The sequence below is a fragment of the Geothrix oryzisoli genome (assembly GCF_022808865.1).
Taxonomy (GTDB): domain Bacteria; phylum Acidobacteriota; class Holophagae; order Holophagales; family Holophagaceae; genus Geothrix; species Geothrix oryzisoli.
Genome location: NZ_JAKZLB010000002.1, coordinates 384,912 through 400,533, shown reverse-complemented (window position 1 = coordinate 400,533; position 15,622 = coordinate 384,912). Strand labels below are relative to the sequence as shown.

Genomic DNA, 15,622 nt, shown 5'->3' with positions numbered 1-15,622 from the left:
CAGGCGTCTGGTCGGGCGCCCTATTCCGCCGGGCTGACCCGGACGCGCGGCACTCGCCAGCGGCTGCGCTGGGCGGGGTCGGCCATGCCGCCCGCATGGCAGGCCCGGCAAGCCTCCAGGTGCGTATCCTGCCCCCGCCAGTAGGCCCGGGTCTCGCCTCCGGTCTCGCGGCGACGGTCCAGAGGGACCTGAGGCCAGTAGAACGTGAGCGAGGGCGCCTCCCCCTTCATTTCCAGCGCGTATAGCGGGCCGGGTTCCGTGCCGGGACGGCCCCAGCGGTCCTCCAGGGTGCTCATGACCACCAGGGCCCCTGGCGGCAGCGCCCGGCCTGCACGGTAGGCGGAGGCGGCAGTGGGATTGGCCCAAACCCGGATCCAGCGGCCGCCATGGGCCGGGGATTTCACGGGCTCGGCGTGGAGGGCCTCCAGCGCGGCGTAGTCCAGGGCCCGGAGGGGCGCCTGGGCTTCCGGATCCGCCGGCGGGGCGGGCGCCTCCGCGACCTTCACGGGCACCGGCAGGATGGGGGCCGGCCGGTTCGGGTGGGCCAGCGTGTAGCCGGTGTAGCCGGTCATCAGGAGCGCCGCCGACCAGAGCAGGCCCAGCGCCAGGGCCAGGAGGCCCAGGCTCTGGTGGTCCTTGCGGGCCCGGTTGAGGGCCCAGAGCGCCGGCACCGAGGCCAGGGCCGCCAGGGTGGCGGTGACCGCATGGCGGAACAGCAGGGCATCGGCCCCGAAGCCGGAAGCCGGCAGGGGGAAGATCCGCCCGGCGGAGATCAGGCCGTGCAGGCGACCCGCAGCCGGGCCGCTGATGAGCGCGGCGAGCAGGCCCAGCAGGCCCACCCACCCCAGGTAGCGGCACACGGTCCACCACGGGCGCATGCCCCGGCCGGCCCGCTGGGAGGCGAACAGCGCCCAGGGCAGCAACAGTCCGGTCGCCACCGGGAGGTGGGAGAGCAGGGCGTGTTTGAGGGCAATCCATTCCATGGGACCCACACTCGTAAGGGGCAATGCTCCCCGCAGTCTGCCAGGGCTTGGCAGCCTGCGGGAGTGGAATTCCTGTCACAATCGCCGGCATGAAGCAGATCCTCCTCCAGCACGTCCAGGAGTCCATCCAGCTGAAGCAGGCCTTCTTCGCCCAGGAGCTGGAGCACATCCTCGCCCAGGCGGACGACATGGCCGAGCGGCTGAGGCGCGGGGGCCGCATCCTCATCTGCGGCAACGGCGGCAGCGCCGCCGACGCCCAGCACCTGGCGGCCGAACTGAGCGGGCGCTACCTGAAGGAGCGCCGGGCCCTCGCGGGCATCGCCCTCACCACGGACACCTCGGCGCTCACGGCCATCGGCAACGACTACGGCTTCGACCAGGTCTTCTCAAGGCAGGTCGAGGCTCTGGGCCGCCCGGGGGATCTCCTCATCGGGATCAGCACCAGCGGCAACAGCCCCAACGTCGTCCGGGCCGTGGCCTCCGCGAAGGAACTGGGCGTCCGCACCCTGGGGCTCCTGGGCCGCGACGGCGGCCAGCTGGCGGGGTTGATGGATGACGCGCTGGTGGTGCCCTCCACCGTGACGGCGCGCATCCAGGAGATCCACCAGATGATCTACCACTTCTGGTGCGAGGCCCTCGATGCCCAGTTCTGAGTCCGCATGGTGACCGCCGCCGCGGGGCTGCTGGTCCTGGCCCTCCTCGGCCAGCCGGGGCGGACCTACTACTGGCGCGATGCCGGCGGGCAGACCCATGTCACCAACACGCCGCCGCCGCCGGATGCCGAGATCCTGGAACCTCCGCCCCCACCCGCGGTGGAACCGGGTCGACCCCACCGGGTGCAGCCCGTCCGCCAGAGCCAGAATCCCGGCTACCGCCATGTGGTGCTCAATCCCGTCCAGAAGCAGGCCTGGGAGGCCCTGGACCAGCACCTGATCAAGGCGCGGACCGCCGGAGACCAGCGCACCCTCGAAGCGGTGACCGACTCGCTCATCCACGACTGCCTCTGGGGCAGCGGCCTGTGGGCCATGCCCCTGGCCCCGCTGCTCGCCCTGGCCCTCATGGGGCTCCTCGGCTGGTGGCTGGCCCTGGGGCTGAACTCCAGCCTCCGCCTCCCCCTGGTGGGCGGCTTCCTCGTCCTGGGCCTCGCCCTGGGGCACCTGCTCCTGAACGTCTTCCTCTACCACCCCCAGTCGGTCCGCCTTCAGCAGAACCTTGAACTGCTCGAGCTCCACATGGGGGGCCGGGTCCCGCGCCCGGAGCGCCACACCCTGATGCAGCAGCACTACCAGGCCCTGGAGCAGGCCGCCGAGCCCACCCAGGCCCCCTGGCGGTTCCCGAGGGAGGTCCGCGCCCTGCGCGAGGCCATGAAGCAGGTGATGGTTGATCCCTGACCTGCCGCTCCCCCTGGCGGAGCGGTTGCCGGCGCTCAGGGCCGCCGCCCACGCGGAACCCCTGGGGCTCTACCTGCACATCCCCTTCTGCCTGGATCGCTGCACCTATTGCTCCTTCGCCACCACCCGGGACCGGAGCCTGCAGCCGGAGACCACCGCCCGGCTCATCGCCCAGGTGCGGGCCTGGGGCGCGGGCCTGGAGCGGCCCGCGGTGGACACGCTCTACCTGGGCGGCGGCACGCCCTCACTGCTTTCCCCGCGCGAGCTGGCCGATCTCACCGGAGCGATCCGGGAGGCTTTCGACCTCCGTCCGCTCGTCGAGGCCACCTTCGAGGCCAACCCCGGAACCGTGGACCTGGCCTGGCTCCAGGGCGCCCGGGACCTGGGCTGGGACCGGGTCAGCCTGGGCGTGCAGGCCCTGGACGATGCCCTGCTGGACCGGCTCGGCCGCATCCACGGAGCCGCCCAGGCCCTGCAAGCCCTGGATCTGGCTGAGCGGGCCGGGTTCCGGCGCCGCAGCGCGGACCTCATGGTGGGCATTCCTGGACAGTCGCTGTCCAAGGTGGTCGGCGATGCCCATACCTTGACGGCCACGGGCATCGACCACCTCAGCATCTACCTCCTGGACCTGGACAAGGCCTGCCCCCTGCGCGCCGAGATCGACGCCGGCCGCCTGGCGCTGCCCTCGGAGGACGAGGTGGCGGATGTCTTCGAGGCCCTCCAGGAGGAGCTTCCCCGCCTGGGACTGGCACCCTACGAGATCAGCAACTACGCCCGGCCCGGCGGTGAATCCATCCACAACACCCGCTACTGGGAGCGCCGCCCCTACCTGGGCCTGGGCCCCAGCGCCGCCTCGCAGCTGGGTGATTATCGGTGGACCGAATCCTCCGTCATCCCCGCCTGGACCGGAGGGCGCGGCGAGGTGGACATCCAGGAGCTGGACGCGGCCGAGGCCCTTTCGGAAATCCCCCTGCTGGGCCTGCGCCTGCATCGCGGCGTGGACTGGGGGGCCCTGCGGCGGAAGGCAGAGAGCCTGAACCTGCGGCCCCTGACGGATGGCTGGGAGGCGCAGCTCCGGGCCCTTGCGAAGGAAGGCCTCACAGTCTGGGAGGGCGACCGGGTGCACCTCAGCCCGCGCGGCATGCTCATGAGCAACGGGATTTTGCAGATGTTCGTATGAGGCACTCCTTCCGGTAGGCTGGAGCCACGCACCCTCAGCGAAACCACGGCGACGGATTGGAATCGGAACGCCCCGTTCCCTCAGCCCGCAGCCCGTCCAACTGTTCGCGGACGTCTTCATGAACCCCTCTGAACCTTCCCCTGTCCCGACGCCAAGGCCCTATCCCGGCTTCGCCCAGTCACTGCTGGTGGTGTTCCTCTGGACCCTGCTCACCTGGCTCCTCACGCTCCCCTCGCTCAGGCTATCGGACCTGAACCATCCGGGCTGGGCGGCCTGGACCCTGCTCCTAGGCCAGCTCGGGGGCACCCTCCTGGTGTTGAAGGTTTGCCTTCCCCTCGGCCAAAAGGCCTGGAAGGACGCCTGCCCCACCGCCTCTGTACCTCTTGGCGTCTGGCCGGTCCTCCTGGTCACCATGGCGGGGCTCATACTGGTCATCAGCGGCGTAGATGGTTGGCTTGCACACCTGATGCCTCCCTCGGCCTGGATTCGGCAAACCCTAACGAAAGTGAGTTGGCCCAGCGCCGTGCTCGGCGCACCCCTCGCCGAAGAATCGCTCTTCCGCGGGCTGATCCTCGGCGGCTTCGTGCTGCGCTACGGGGCGCGCAGGGCCATCGCCTACTCGACCTTGCTGTTCGCCTTCGTCCACCTGAATCCCTGGCAGTTCCCCACGGTCCTGGCGTTGGGGATGGCCCTCGGCTGGCTCACGCTGCGCACGGGTTCCCTCTGGCCGGCGGTGTTCGCCCATGCCCTGAACAACCTGACCGTCGCCCTCGCCCAGGCCTACCGGATTCCCTACCTCGCGGACGATCGATTCCAGCCCTTCTGGATGTGGGCTCTCGGTTTCCTGCTGCTGGGGCTCGGGCTGGCGGCGCTGGCGCGTGTGACCTCGGACCTCCCGGCCCCGGAAAGTGCCGCCGGCGAGGCGGTCTGATCCCTCGCGGACAGCCTGGGCCACCGTCTGGGACGGTAGGATGAAGGTTGGCCCCGCCGCCCGGGGGAATGCCGCGGAGTCCCCTTGCTCTATCTCGGCGAAAGCGCCGCCCTCCTCACCTCCCTCTGCTGGTCGCTCAACTCCATCTGCTTCACCGTGGCGGGGCGCCGCGTGGGTTCGGCCTCCGTGAACCTGGCCCGCCTGCTCATGGCCTGGGGCCTGTTGGCGCTCCTGCACCTCGGCCTCTACGGGAGTCCCTTCCCTCTGGGCGCGGGAGCCGCGCGCCTGGGCTGGCTGGGCGCCTCGGGCCTCATCGGCTTCGCCCTGGGCGACGCGGTGCTGTTCGAGTCGTTCCTGCTCATCGGTCCCCGCCTCGCCATGCTCCTGATGACCCTCTCCCCCGTCTTCAGCGCCCTGCTGGCCTGGCTGTTCCTGGGTCAGAGCCTCAGCCTGGCCAAGACCCTGGCCATGGCCGTCACCCTGGGCGGCATCGCCTGGGTGGTGTGGGATGGCGGCGACCATCAGGCCCATCCCCACCTCTGGCGCGGTGTCCTGCTGGGCGTAGGCGGCGCCCTGGGGCAGGCCGTGGGCCTCGTCTTCAGCATGAAGGGCCTGGCGGGCGGCTTCCCGCCCATCTCGGCCAACCTCATCCGCGTCACGGCGGGCCTGGGGGCTCTCCTGGTCTACTTCGGCGCCGCCGGCCGGCTGCCCGGCCTCCTCGGCGGCCTCCGGGATGGCCGGGCCGCCGCCTTCATCGGCCTCGGCGCGGCCACGGGCCCCGTGCTGGGCGTGGTGCTCTCCCTGGTGGCCATCGCCAGGGCACCCATGGGCGTCGCCGCCACCTTGATGTCGCTTTCCCCCGTCATCCTGCTGCCCGTCTCCCACCTCATCTTCAAGGAGAAGGTCGGCGGCCATGCGATCCTGGGCACCCTGCTGGCCCTTGCGGGCGCGGCGGCGCTGTTCTTCGTGTAAGGAGCGTTCCCATGTCTCTGCGCAAGGATCCCGTCAGCTGGCTCTACCCCCCCATCGAACCCATCCGGGTGCTGCGCTTGAAGGCGTCGGACCTGCACGAGCTGTATGTCGAGGAGAGCGGCAACCCGGCCGGGAAGCCCGTCATCTTCCTTCATGGGGGGCCTGGCGGCGGCACCAGCCCCAAGCACCGGCGGTACTTCGACCCGACGGTCTACCGCATCCTCCTCTTCGATCAGCGGGGCTGCGGCCAGAGCACGCCCTATGCCGAGGTCCGCGAGAACACCACCTGGGATCTGGTGGCCGACATCGAACGCATCCGCGAGCACCTGGGCATCGACCGCTGGATGGTCTTCGGCGGCTCCTGGGGCGCCACGCTGGGCTTGGCCTACGCGGAGGCCCACCCCGAGCGCGTCACCGAGCTGATCCTCCGGGGCATCTTCCTGCTGCGCCAGCGCGAGGTGGACTGGCTCTACCAGGAGGGCGCCAGCCGCATCTTCCCGGACGCCTGGGAACCCTACCGCGACGCCATCCCCGAGGCCGAGCGCGGCGACTTCCTGCAGGCCTATGCGAAGCGGTTGCTGAGCGAGGATCCGGCCGTGAACCTGCCCGCGGCCAAGGCCTGGAGCATCTGGGAGGGCGCCACCAGCAAACTCATCCCCGATCCCGACTTCATCGCCTCGTACGGCGACGAGGCCACCACGCTGGCCTTCGCCCGCATCGAGTGCAGCTACTTCCTGAACAAGGGCTGGATGGACGAGGCCCAGCTGCTGCGCGACGCTGGAAAGCTGAAGGGCATCCCCGGCGCCATCATCCAGGGCCGCTACGACATGGTCTGCCCCATCGAGAGCGCCTGGGCCCTGTCGAAGGCCTGGCCCGAAGCCGACCTCGTCATCGTCCCCGATGCTGGCCACAGCGCCTACGAGCCCGGCATCTCGCGGGCCCTCGTGGCGGCCACGGATCGCTTCGCCGGCTGATCAGCCCTTGCTTCTGTGCTTAAGGTGGTCGTAGACGAACCACGCCACGCCGGCCACGATCAGCACGCCGATGACCGCATCCAGCTTGTGGAAGTACTGGCCCAGGGTGTTCCACTTCTCGCCAAGCTTGTAGCCGATCCAGGCGAGGACCAGGCACCAGGGCAGGCTGCCGATGAAGGTGTAGAGGTGGAAGCGGGTGCGGTCCATGCGGGCGATGCCGGCGGGCAGGGCGATGAAGGTGCGCACCACGGGCAGCAGGCGGCCGATGATGATGGCCTCGGAGCCGAAGCGCTCGAAGAAGCGGTGGGCCTGGTCCAGGTGGCCCGTGTGCAGCCAGATGTAGCGGCCGTACTTCTCGATGGCGCGGCGGCCGCCCCAGGCGCCGACCTCGTAGGCCGGGATGCTGCCCAGGTTGCAGCCCAGGGCCCCGAAGACGCCGGCGATCCAGATCTGGGCCACGGGGCTGCCCGCACCGAGGCCGAAGAAGGTGAGCTGCCCCTTGTAGGCCAGGTAGCCCGCGAAGGGCATGATCACCTCGCTGGGCAGCGGGATGCAGGCGCTCTCGATGGCCATGAGCAGCATGACGCCCAGGGGCCCCATGGCGGCCATGAGGGCCACCATCCAGGCAATGACGGGAGCGAGGAGCTTCTGGAGCATGGGCGATCCGAAAACCCCAGTCTACCGGCGGATACACTGGACCCATGAGTGAGGATCTGGTCCGCAACCGCAAAGCCCTGCACAACTACCACGTCCTGGAGACCTGGGAGGCGGGGATCGCGCTCCAGGGCACCGAGGTGAAGGCCCTGCGGGCGGGCCTGGGCCAGCTGCAGGATGCCTACGTGGATGCGGTGGCCGGGGAGCTGTGGCTCAAGCAGGCCCACATCTCGCCCTACGAGTTCGGCACCTACGCCAACCATGACCCGCTGCGGCCCCGCAAGCTGCTGCTGCACAAGGCCGAGATCACCAAGATGACCGCCAAGGTCGTGCGCAAGGGGCTCACCATCATCCCCCTGGCCATCTACCTGAACGAGCAGGGGAAGATCAAGGTGAAGGTCGCCCTGGCCGAAGGCAAGGCCGTCGGCGACAAGCGCGAAGCCCTGAAGCAGCGCGAGCAGAAGCGCGAGATGGACCGCATCCGGAAGGGCGCCCGGGAGTAGCCGGCACCGGGCGCGGCCTCAGGGCTCCGCGGCGGGAACCGGCCCGGCTGGCGATCCGGGCGCGCCATGCTCGAAGGCAAGGCGGGCCAGGCGTGCGTCGGGCCCGAACTCGAGCCTCAGCGCCCGGTGGCCGGAGAAGGGAATCGCCACCGCTCCCCCATAGCCCCCTGCGGCGAGGAAGCCCCGCACTTCGGTCCAGCGGTAGACGAGGGTCCTCCCGCCGTCCACCACCTCGTCCGGCTCCCCCAGGTGGAGCAGCACGTCCTCCCGCGTGGACCGGCCCACCTGGAGGGAGGAGACATACTGCGGGGTGATCCGGCCCCGTCCGGCGAGCATGTCTCCGGTCGGGAAGGGCCAGATCAGGCATCCGGTCTGGAGGGACAGGGCCAGGATGCCCAGGAGCAGTCCCGGAGGGCGCCTCATTCGGACACCACGAGGCTGTGGCGGACCAGCCGGCCGTCCGCCGCGAAGACCAGCACCAGGCTGCCGATGTGGGGATCGGTGAACACGGGCATCTTCTGCGCCTGGCCCCAGCGCCGCCCCACGGAGTTCCGGGCGCCCGCCGCGTTCCGCGCGAAGGCATAGGTGAGGATCCGCTCCCCCTCGAGCTGTGCGCTGGGCGTTCCGAGCCGGAGCAGCACCTCCTCCCGCGTGGTCTTCCCGTCGCTCAGGAAGGCCAGCCACTCCGCCTGGATCTCCGCCGGCGCCGCCTGCCTCAGCTGCGGCGGAGCGCAGCCCACCAGGAGGGCCAGGCCCAGGCAGGGACCGAGGGGAAGGGAGAGGCCCAAGGCAGACTCCATGGGAAGCTAGCTGGGCGGCGGGGCCGCCGCCTCCTGGATGGGAGGATCAGGCTGGCGCAGATCCTTCACCAGGCTGTGCCGGACCAGGCGGTCATCCGGGCCGAACACCAGCACCAGGCTTGCGGTGCGCGGATGGGGATAGGCCCAGTCGCTCGCCCGGCCGCTCCCGGCCCGGCGCCACTCCCCATCCAGATCCACCACGAAATCGTAGGTGAGGATCCGGCCCCCCTCGAAGGCCGAGGAAGGCGAGCCGAGCCGCAGCAGAACCTCCTGGCGGGTGGTCCGCCCATCCTCGATGGGTCCCAGCAGCCCGGTCTCGAAAGCCCGCGCCTTCTCCTGCCTCACGCTGGGGCTGACACAGGCCACCCCCAGGACCAAACCAAAGGAGAGCATCGGGAGGAGGGCTCGAGGGGACACGGGGTCTCGGGGCAGGAGGATGGGCGTGCTGCCGTCAATCTACTGCGCGGCGGCATCCCCGTCAAAATCAGCCCGGCATGCGGGTGGCCCAGCACGGCCTCTGCGGGTCAGCCGTTCCAGCCACCCTGGGCGAAGCGGGCCAGCTTCTCGCCGCTGCCGTGGAGGGCCAGGGCGCGGGCCACGAAGCGCCCGATGGGATCGGCCTCCAGATTCACGGCCTCGCCGGGGCGCAGGCCATCCATGGCCGTGCGCTTCACGGTCTCCGGGATGAGGGCCACGGTGAACCAGTCCGTGCCGCAGTCCACCACTGTCAGGGAGATGCCGTCCACGGCGATGGAGCCCTTGGCGGCGGTCATGGGCGCCAGGTCCAGGGGCATCGAGAAGCGCCAGATACCCTCGTCCACGCCCCGCTGGCCCTGCGGGCGGGACACCAGCTGTCCGACTCCATCCACATGGCCCGAGACGAGGTGCCCGTCCAGGGGATCGCCCACCCGCAGGGCCGGTTCCAGATGCACCGCGGCGCCCAGGGGCAGGCGGCCCAGGGTGGTCTTCGCCAAAGTCTCTTCGCTGAGGTCCGCCTCCCAGGCCCGGCCATCCACGGCCACGCTGGTGAGACAGGCCCCGTTCACGGCGATGCTGGCACCCAGCTCGGCGCGCGCCAGCAGGTCCGCCGGGGCCCCGATCCGCAACCGCGCCCCGCCCGGCCGGGCCGAGCGGGATTCAAGGGTGCCGAGGTGCCGGATCAGGCCAGTGAACATGACCCTTCCATCATGCCGCAATTGGTCCTCAGGAACCGGCCGGTGTCGCGAGCCGGCTGTTCCGCGAGCCGAAGAAGAAGTAGATCACCAGCCCGATGCCCAGCCAGGCGAAGAACCGGTACCAGGTGAGGGCGGGCAGGCCCCGGGCGATCCAGAAGCAGCCCAGGATGCCCAGGGGCGCCACGATCCAGGCGAAGGGCATGACGAACTTCCGGGGCGCCTCCGGGCGGCGCTTCCGCAGGATCAGCACTGCCAGGCAGACGATGACGAAGGCGAAGAGGGTGCCGATGTTGGCCAGCTCCACCACCTCGTCGATGTTGAGCAGGGCCGCCGGGATGGCCACCAGGAAGCCCGTGAGCACCGTGGCGTGGGAAGGGGTCTTGTAGCGGTCGTGGACCTTGCCGAACCAGGAGCCCAGCAGGCCATCGCGGCTCATGCTCAGGAAGATGCGCGGCTGGCCCACCTGGTAGACGAGGAGGGCGGCCGTGGTGGCGATGACGGCCCCGAAGCTGATGACGGCGGCGATGCCGGCCATCTTGTGCTGGGTGAAGATGTAGGCCAGCGGATCCGCGATGCCGCCCAGCTTGGTGTAGTGCAGCATCCCCGTCACCACCAGCGCCACGGCGGCGTAGATGACCGTGCAGATGACCAGGGAGCCGAGAATGCCCCGAGGGAGGTCCTTCCCGGGGTTCCGGCATTCCTCCGCGGTGGTGCTCACGGCGTCGAAGCCGATGAAGGCGAAGAAGATGATGGCGGCACCGGCCTGGATGCCGCGCCACCCGTGGGGCACGAAGGGATGCCAGTTGGCGGGGCTGATGAACTTGATGCCGAGACCCACCACCGCCAGCAGGATGATCACCTTGATGACCACCATGACCCCGTTCACCCGGGCGCTTTCCTTGATGCCGATGTAGCAGAGCCAGGTGATCAGGATGGTGATGATCACCGCCAGGAGGTTGATGGTGATGGGGAACCCCGCCACCGCGGGCGCGACCTTCACCACCTCCCAGTTGGCGAAGATGGCGGCGCCGTCGGCCAACCCCGCCTTGGCCTGCGCCAGGACCTGCAGCTTGGTCCCGAGTTCCATGGCGGGCACGCCCTGGACCAGCTTCAGGGCGCTCCGGGGGTCCATGCCCAGCCAGCCGGGAATGTCCACGTGCAGCACCGTGGACAGGAAGCTGCGGGCGTAGTCGCCCCAGGAGATGGCCACGGCCACGTTGGAGATGGCGTACTCCAGCAGCAGGTCCCAGCCGATGATCCAGGCCATCAGCTCGCCCAGGGTGGCGTAGGCGTAGGTGTAGGCGCTGCCGGACACGGGGATCATGGAGGCCAGTTCCGCATAGGCCAGGGCCGTGAAGCCGCAGATGAGGGCCACGATGAGGATGCTGAGCACGAGACCGGGACCGGCCGGCAGCCGGCCGTCGGCCATGTTCCCGGCGGCTGCGGTGCCGATGCTCGAGAAGATGCCCGCGCCGATGATGGCGCCGATGCCGAACATCGTGAGGTCGAAGGCCGTGAGGTTCTTCTTGAGCTGGTGCTCCGGCTCCTCTGCGCTGGCGCGCAGCTGTTCCAAAGTCTTGGTCCGGAAGAGACGGTTGTACATGGGAGCCTTGGGGAGAAGGTCCATGCTAGCAGGCGGCTCCGGAGGGTAGGCTGGAGACCATGAGCACGAAGCAGGAGCGAAGTGCCACTTGGGCAACCATCCACCGGAGGCGGATGGGACCGGCCGCGAAGCAGGCGGTCCCGAAGGGTCGAGCGCCAAGGGTCCGAGTCAAGCCGAAGCCCGAACGGCGCAGCGCAGGGGGGCTCCGCCCCGGCAAGCTGAGCGCGCCGGAGCTGGCGCGGCGTGCATCAGGCGGAGGCGCCGCGTGAGGCTCTGGAGCGACCGCCGCCTGCGCCTCTCCCTCACGGGGCTGGGCGTGGAGTGTGTGCTGGCTCTGCTGGCCGTGGGGGCCTTCGCCGTGAACACGGGCAACAACCTCCTCTACCTGGTGTTCTCCCTGATGCTGGGCCTGTTCCTGGTGTCCGGGGTGCTGAGCCGCCGGGCCCTGCAGGGCCTCCGGGTCGCGGGCCTGGAGGAGGGCAACCTGTTCGCCCGGGTGCGCGGCGGCCTCCGGCTACGCCTCCAGCACCAGGGCCGGGCCCGGATCCGGGGCCTGGAACTGCACCTCTCGCTGGACGACGCCCAGGTGGATCCCGGCTTCCTGGACCGGACCGCCGGCGACGGGGAGACCCTCGTGGTCCTCCACGCCCGGGCCGGCCACCGCGGGTGGAGCCGGGCGCGCCGCCTCGAACTGCGCACCCGCTACCCCTTCGGGCTCGTGGAGAAGGCCCGGTTCCTCGACCTGGACCAGGAACTGCTCATCCTGCCCCATCCCCGCACGCCCCCGGCCTCGCCCGCGGGCTGGCGGGGCGAGGGCCGTCGCACCGTGACCCAGGAGGGGACCAGCAGCCCGGAGGGGGCGCGGCCCTGGCGGGCGGGGGACCCTCCTGGCCGCGTCCACTGGAAGCGGACAGCCCAGCGGGGCCAGCTATGGGTGCGCACGTTCCAGGAGGAGCGACCCCAGGGGCTGCACCTGAGGCTCGACCTCACAGCCTGGGCCCCGGGCCGGCCCTTCGAGCGGGAGCTGGAGCGGCTCTCCGGCGCCGTCCTCCAGGCCCGGCTCCAGAAGCGGGAGGTCAGCCTGGAACTGCACGGCGCCACCCAGGCGCGCGAGATCCGCGGGCACACGCCCTGCTGGCGGGCCCTGGCCCTGGTCCAGGCGGAGGAGGCCCGGGAGCAGCCTGCCTCGGCGGAACCTCCGTTAAGCTGAAGGCGACGCAGGAGGCGCCGGTGTTCGACCATCCCCAATCCCCCGCCTGGACCCCCCTGCTGGAGGCGGCCTGGAAGGCCCGGGCCCACGCCCACGCCCCCTACTCCCACTTCCAGGTCGGGGCGGCGCTGTTGACCGCGTCCGGCGAGATCGTCGCCGGCTGCAATGTGGAGAACGCCGCCTACCCCGTCACCCTCTGCGCCGAGCGGGGGGCCCTCAGTGCGGCCGTCGCCGCGGGTCTGCGCCCCGGGGGTCTGGTGGCCGCGGTGGTGGTGACCGATGTGCCCGCGCTGACTCCGCCCTGCGGCGCCTGCCGGCAGGCCCTGGCCGAGTTCGCCGAGGGCCTGCCGGTCCTCCTCGCCAACCGCAGTTCCCGGGAGCTCCACCGACTGGAGGAGCTGCTGCCCCACAGTTTCACGGGCCGCAACTTCCTGTAACTACGTCCATGGATCTATCCAAGCCTCTCCCCCCCGCCTACACTTTCCGAACCCAGCCAGGCATCCCGAGGCAGTGAATGGCCATTGATCGCGTCAAAGTCAAGAAGGAAGCCGACAAGCTCTTGACGGCGGGAAAGGTCGACCGGGCCATCGAGGAGTTCCACAAACTCGTCGATGACAACCCCAAGGACTACTCGACCCTCAACCAGATCGGCGACCTCTACGTGCAGATCGGCCGGACGCGGGAGGGCGTCGAGATCCACAAGCGCCTGGGCACCGCCTACGAGCGGGACGGCTTCCACGCCCGGGCGGCGGCCATCTTCCAGAAAGTCGTGCGGAACGCGCCGGAGGACATCGACGCGGCCCAGCGCCTGGCGGACCTCTACCGCCAGATGAACAAGGTCACCGATGCGGTGAAGGTGCACCTGCAGGTGGCCGAGCACTTCCAGAAGAAGGGCCTCATCAAGCGGGCCCTGGAGGAGTTCAACAAAGTCGTCGACCTCGACCCCAAGAACCTGAAGATGAAGGTCAAGCTCGCGGACCTCTACAACAAGGAGGGCATGAAGGACCGCGCGGCGGGCATCTACCTCGAGGTGGCCGAGTCCTTCGCCATGGAGCAGATGCACGGCGAGGCGAACCTGATCCTCGAACGCGCCAAGTCGATGATCTCCACGCCCCAGGTCTTCCTCACCCAGAGCCGGCTCGGGGTGATCCAGGGCGACTACGCGCTGGCGGCCAACCACCTGCGCGAGGGTCTGGCCAAGAATCCCAAGGACACGGAGCTGCTGGAGGCGCTGGCGGAGATCGAACTCCGCAGCGGCCATCCGGAGCACGCCCTGGAAGCGCTGGGCGAGATCGCGCAGATCCCGGAGAAATCGCTCCCGCTCGCCGAGAAGGCCCTCCGGAACCTGGTGAACATGGATCGGGCCGAAGAGGGACTCCGGCTGTTCGCCCCCATTGCCCGTGAGCTCGCCCGCCGGGGCTCCGGGGACGCGGTGGGCCGGAATCTCCGGGCCGCCATGCAGAACCACATGAGCGTCGAGGCCTGGACGCTCCTCGCGGAGATCGCCCACCAGAGCGGCAACCGGGCCGACCAGATCCACGCCCTCCAGAGCGCCTATGGACTGGCCCACCAGGCCAATGACCAGTCGCTGATCGGCCACCTCTCCGGCCAGCTGCGGGCCCTGGGCGCGGTGCCCGACGCCTCGACCTCCTCGATCCCCGCCCAGCCCAGCTTCTCGGGGGGCTTCGAGGCTCCGGCGGTCCAGGAAGGCACCTGGCGCGGCGGCGAGACCGAACTCGACCCCATCCGGCGCCTGCGCATCGACCAGCTCTCCCGGGAGGCCGAGGCCCTTCTCCGCAGCGGCAGCGCCGACCGCGCCGTGGAAACCTACAAGAAGGCCCTGGAGCTGGAGCCCTCCGACCTGACGCTCATCGAAGCCATCGTCGCGGTGCACCGCAGCACCGGCCACCTGACCAAGGTGCAGATGCAGTATGTGCAGAGCGCCCAGGCCCTGGTCCAGCTCGGCAAGAAGTACGAAGCCACCCACCTGCTGGACATGGCGGAGCAGCTCTTCCCCGGCTCCACCCGCATCCACCGCCGGACCCTGGGCCTGCCCGAGCCCGGCGCCCGCCCGCCGGTGCCCACCCCGCCCGCCCCGGCGCCGGCCCCGCCCATGGCCGCGGCGCCACCCATCGCCCTGCCGGCCCCGCCCAGCCCGGCGGAGCCGAGCATCGCGCTCGACCTTCCCATGGCGGCCCCCCCGGCCCAGGCCCCCGCTCCCCCCGCGCGGGAGGCCATCCCCCTGGGCGAGGGCCTGCCCCTCCTGCCGGAGGCCCCCGCCCCGGCCCCCAGCCTGCCTGCGCCGGAACCCGAACCGGCCGCCCTGGATGCCTCCGACCTGAGCTGGATGGACGACACCCTCACGGAGCTGGAAACGGAGCCGGTGCCCTTCGCGGCCCCCACGACGCCGCTCCCCCCCATGCCCACGGGGTTCCTCCCGCCCGAGGTGATCGAGGCCCTGCCGCCCCTTTCCGCAGCCGGGCCCGCACCCATCCCCGACGAGCTCATGAGCCTGCTCGGCGACATCGACTTCCAGCTGGATTACGGCAGCCCGGAGGAGGCCAAGACCGAAATCGAGGCCGCGCTCGAGCAGTTCCCGGACCACCCCGAACTCGAAGCCCGCCTGGAACGCGCCAAGGGGGACCTCCAGAAGCTGGGGCTCAGCGCCAAGGCCAGCGCCCTCAACGAGGGCGACTTCACCAACTCCTTCTTCGATCTCACCGATGTGCTGGGCACCGCCCTCATGGATACGGGCGAAGACGAGGAGATGCACGACGCCACCCATGTGGTCGAGAAGATCCAGAGCGTCGACGAGCTGTTCAGCGCCTTCCGGGAGGGGGTGGAGAAGCAGGTCAAGGGCGACGACTATGACACCCACTACAACCTGGGCATCGCCTACAAGGAGATGATGCTCATCGACCCCGCCATCGAGGAGTTCAAGATCGCCATGGGCGACCCTGAGCGGACCCTGGAGTGCTGCTCCATGCTCAGCATCTGCGAGCAGGCCCGGGGCGACCTCAAGGCCGCCGTCGAGTGGCTGCGCCAGGGCATCGAGGCCCCGGGCTTCCCCCCCGAGGACAGCATCGGCCTGCGCTACGATCTGGCCGAAACCTACCTCCTGCAGGGCCAGACCGCGCTCGCCGCCGCCGAGTTCAAGACCGTCCACGACATGGACCCCGACTACCGGGACGTGGCCGCCAGGCTCGCGTAGCGGACCCCCCGGGCCCGCGACCATCAGGGCTTCAG

At 70.3% G+C, this 15,622-nt stretch carries 17 protein-coding genes; 10 read left to right on the top strand and 7 right to left on the bottom strand.

Going from position 1 to position 15,622, the window contains the following annotated elements; translation table 11 throughout:
- Positions 1-20 precede the first annotated feature (20 nt).
- Positions 21-983 (bottom strand): hypothetical protein, encoded by a 963-nt coding sequence (locus MLE43_RS06525; protein ID WP_243302681.1) that lies wholly within the window; start codon positions 981-983, stop codon positions 21-23.
- Between the two features lie 89 nt (positions 984-1,072).
- Between MLE43_RS06525 and gmhA the strand changes: the two genes are divergently transcribed.
- The 6 genes from gmhA to pip all read left to right on the top strand — a co-directional run bounded on the left by gmhA (position 1,073) and on the right by pip (position 6,431).
- Positions 1,073-1,636, top strand: coding sequence for a D-sedoheptulose 7-phosphate isomerase (gene gmhA / locus MLE43_RS06520; protein ID WP_243302680.1), 564 nt, complete (start codon positions 1,073-1,075; stop codon positions 1,634-1,636).
- 6 nt (positions 1,637-1,642) lie between these two features.
- Positions 1,643-2,374, top strand: coding sequence for a DUF4124 domain-containing protein (locus MLE43_RS06515; protein WP_243302678.1), 732 nt, complete (start codon positions 1,643-1,645; stop codon positions 2,372-2,374).
- The gene (hemW, locus tag MLE43_RS06510) at positions 2,364-3,554 is read left to right on the top strand and encodes a radical SAM family heme chaperone HemW (protein WP_243302676.1); all 1,191 of its coding nucleotides are present in this window, start codon (positions 2,364-2,366) and stop codon (positions 3,552-3,554) included. Before MLE43_RS06515 ends, hemW begins: the two co-directional genes overlap by 11 nt.
- A gap of 118 nt (positions 3,555-3,672) precedes the next feature.
- Complete coding sequence (locus MLE43_RS06505) at positions 3,673-4,485, top strand: CPBP family intramembrane glutamic endopeptidase (RefSeq protein ID WP_243302674.1); 813 nt, start codon at positions 3,673-3,675, stop codon at positions 4,483-4,485.
- A gap of 84 nt (positions 4,486-4,569) precedes the next feature.
- On the top strand, positions 4,570-5,457 hold the full coding sequence (locus MLE43_RS06500) for a DMT family transporter (RefSeq protein WP_243302672.1): 888 nt from the start codon (positions 4,570-4,572) through the stop codon (positions 5,455-5,457).
- Positions 5,458-5,468: 11 nt separating this feature from the next.
- Positions 5,469-6,431, top strand: coding sequence for a prolyl aminopeptidase (pip, locus tag MLE43_RS06495; protein ID WP_243302669.1), 963 nt, complete (start codon positions 5,469-5,471; stop codon positions 6,429-6,431).
- Here the strand turns inward: pip and MLE43_RS06490 are convergent, their stop codons facing one another.
- Positions 6,432-7,088: a DedA family protein gene (locus MLE43_RS06490; protein ID WP_243302668.1), complete on the bottom strand. Its 657-nt coding sequence runs from the start codon at positions 7,086-7,088 to the stop codon at positions 6,432-6,434.
- A 44-nt stretch (positions 7,089-7,132) separates the two neighbouring features.
- On the opposite strand from MLE43_RS06490, the gene smpB reads away from it, so the two are divergent.
- Positions 7,133-7,588 (top strand): SsrA-binding protein SmpB, encoded by a 456-nt coding sequence (smpB, locus tag MLE43_RS06485; RefSeq protein WP_243287266.1) that lies wholly within the window; start codon positions 7,133-7,135, stop codon positions 7,586-7,588.
- Between the two features lie 18 nt (positions 7,589-7,606).
- Here smpB and MLE43_RS06480 read toward each other — a convergent pair whose 3' ends face one another.
- The 5 genes from MLE43_RS06480 to MLE43_RS06460 form a co-directional block, all read right to left on the bottom strand.
- A complete protein-coding gene (locus MLE43_RS06480) occupies positions 7,607-8,011 on the bottom strand; it encodes a hypothetical protein (protein ID WP_243302666.1) in 405 nt (134 codons plus the stop codon).
- Complete coding sequence (locus MLE43_RS06475; RefSeq protein ID WP_243302664.1) at positions 8,008-8,376, bottom strand: hypothetical protein; 369 nt, start codon at positions 8,374-8,376, stop codon at positions 8,008-8,010. The genes MLE43_RS06480 and MLE43_RS06475 overlap by 4 nt, the downstream gene beginning before the upstream one ends.
- Positions 8,377-8,394: 18 nt before the next feature.
- A complete protein-coding gene (locus tag MLE43_RS06470; RefSeq protein WP_243302662.1) occupies positions 8,395-8,805 on the bottom strand; it encodes a hypothetical protein in 411 nt (136 codons plus the stop codon).
- A 107-nt stretch (positions 8,806-8,912) separates the two neighbouring features.
- Positions 8,913-9,563, bottom strand: a complete 651-nt coding sequence (locus MLE43_RS06465; RefSeq protein ID WP_243302661.1) for a riboflavin synthase — start codon at positions 9,561-9,563, stop codon at positions 8,913-8,915.
- Positions 9,564-9,591: 28 nt separating this feature from the next.
- Complete coding sequence (locus MLE43_RS06460) at positions 9,592-11,190, bottom strand: amino acid permease (RefSeq protein WP_243302659.1); 1,599 nt, start codon at positions 11,188-11,190, stop codon at positions 9,592-9,594.
- A 241-nt stretch (positions 11,191-11,431) separates the two neighbouring features.
- On the opposite strand from MLE43_RS06460, the gene MLE43_RS06455 reads away from it, so the two are divergent.
- The 3 genes from MLE43_RS06455 (at position 11,432) to MLE43_RS06445 (ending at position 15,587) form a co-directional block, all read left to right on the top strand.
- Positions 11,432-12,376, top strand: a complete 945-nt coding sequence (locus MLE43_RS06455; RefSeq protein WP_243302658.1) for a DUF58 domain-containing protein — start codon at positions 11,432-11,434, stop codon at positions 12,374-12,376.
- Positions 12,377-12,396: 20 nt separating this feature from the next.
- Positions 12,397-12,813, top strand: a complete 417-nt coding sequence (locus tag MLE43_RS06450; RefSeq protein ID WP_243302657.1) for a cytidine deaminase — start codon at positions 12,397-12,399, stop codon at positions 12,811-12,813.
- A 77-nt stretch (positions 12,814-12,890) separates the two neighbouring features.
- The gene (locus tag MLE43_RS06445) at positions 12,891-15,587 is read left to right on the top strand and encodes a tetratricopeptide repeat protein (RefSeq protein ID WP_243302656.1); all 2,697 of its coding nucleotides are present in this window, start codon (positions 12,891-12,893) and stop codon (positions 15,585-15,587) included.
- Positions 15,588-15,622: the final 35 nt, after the last annotated feature.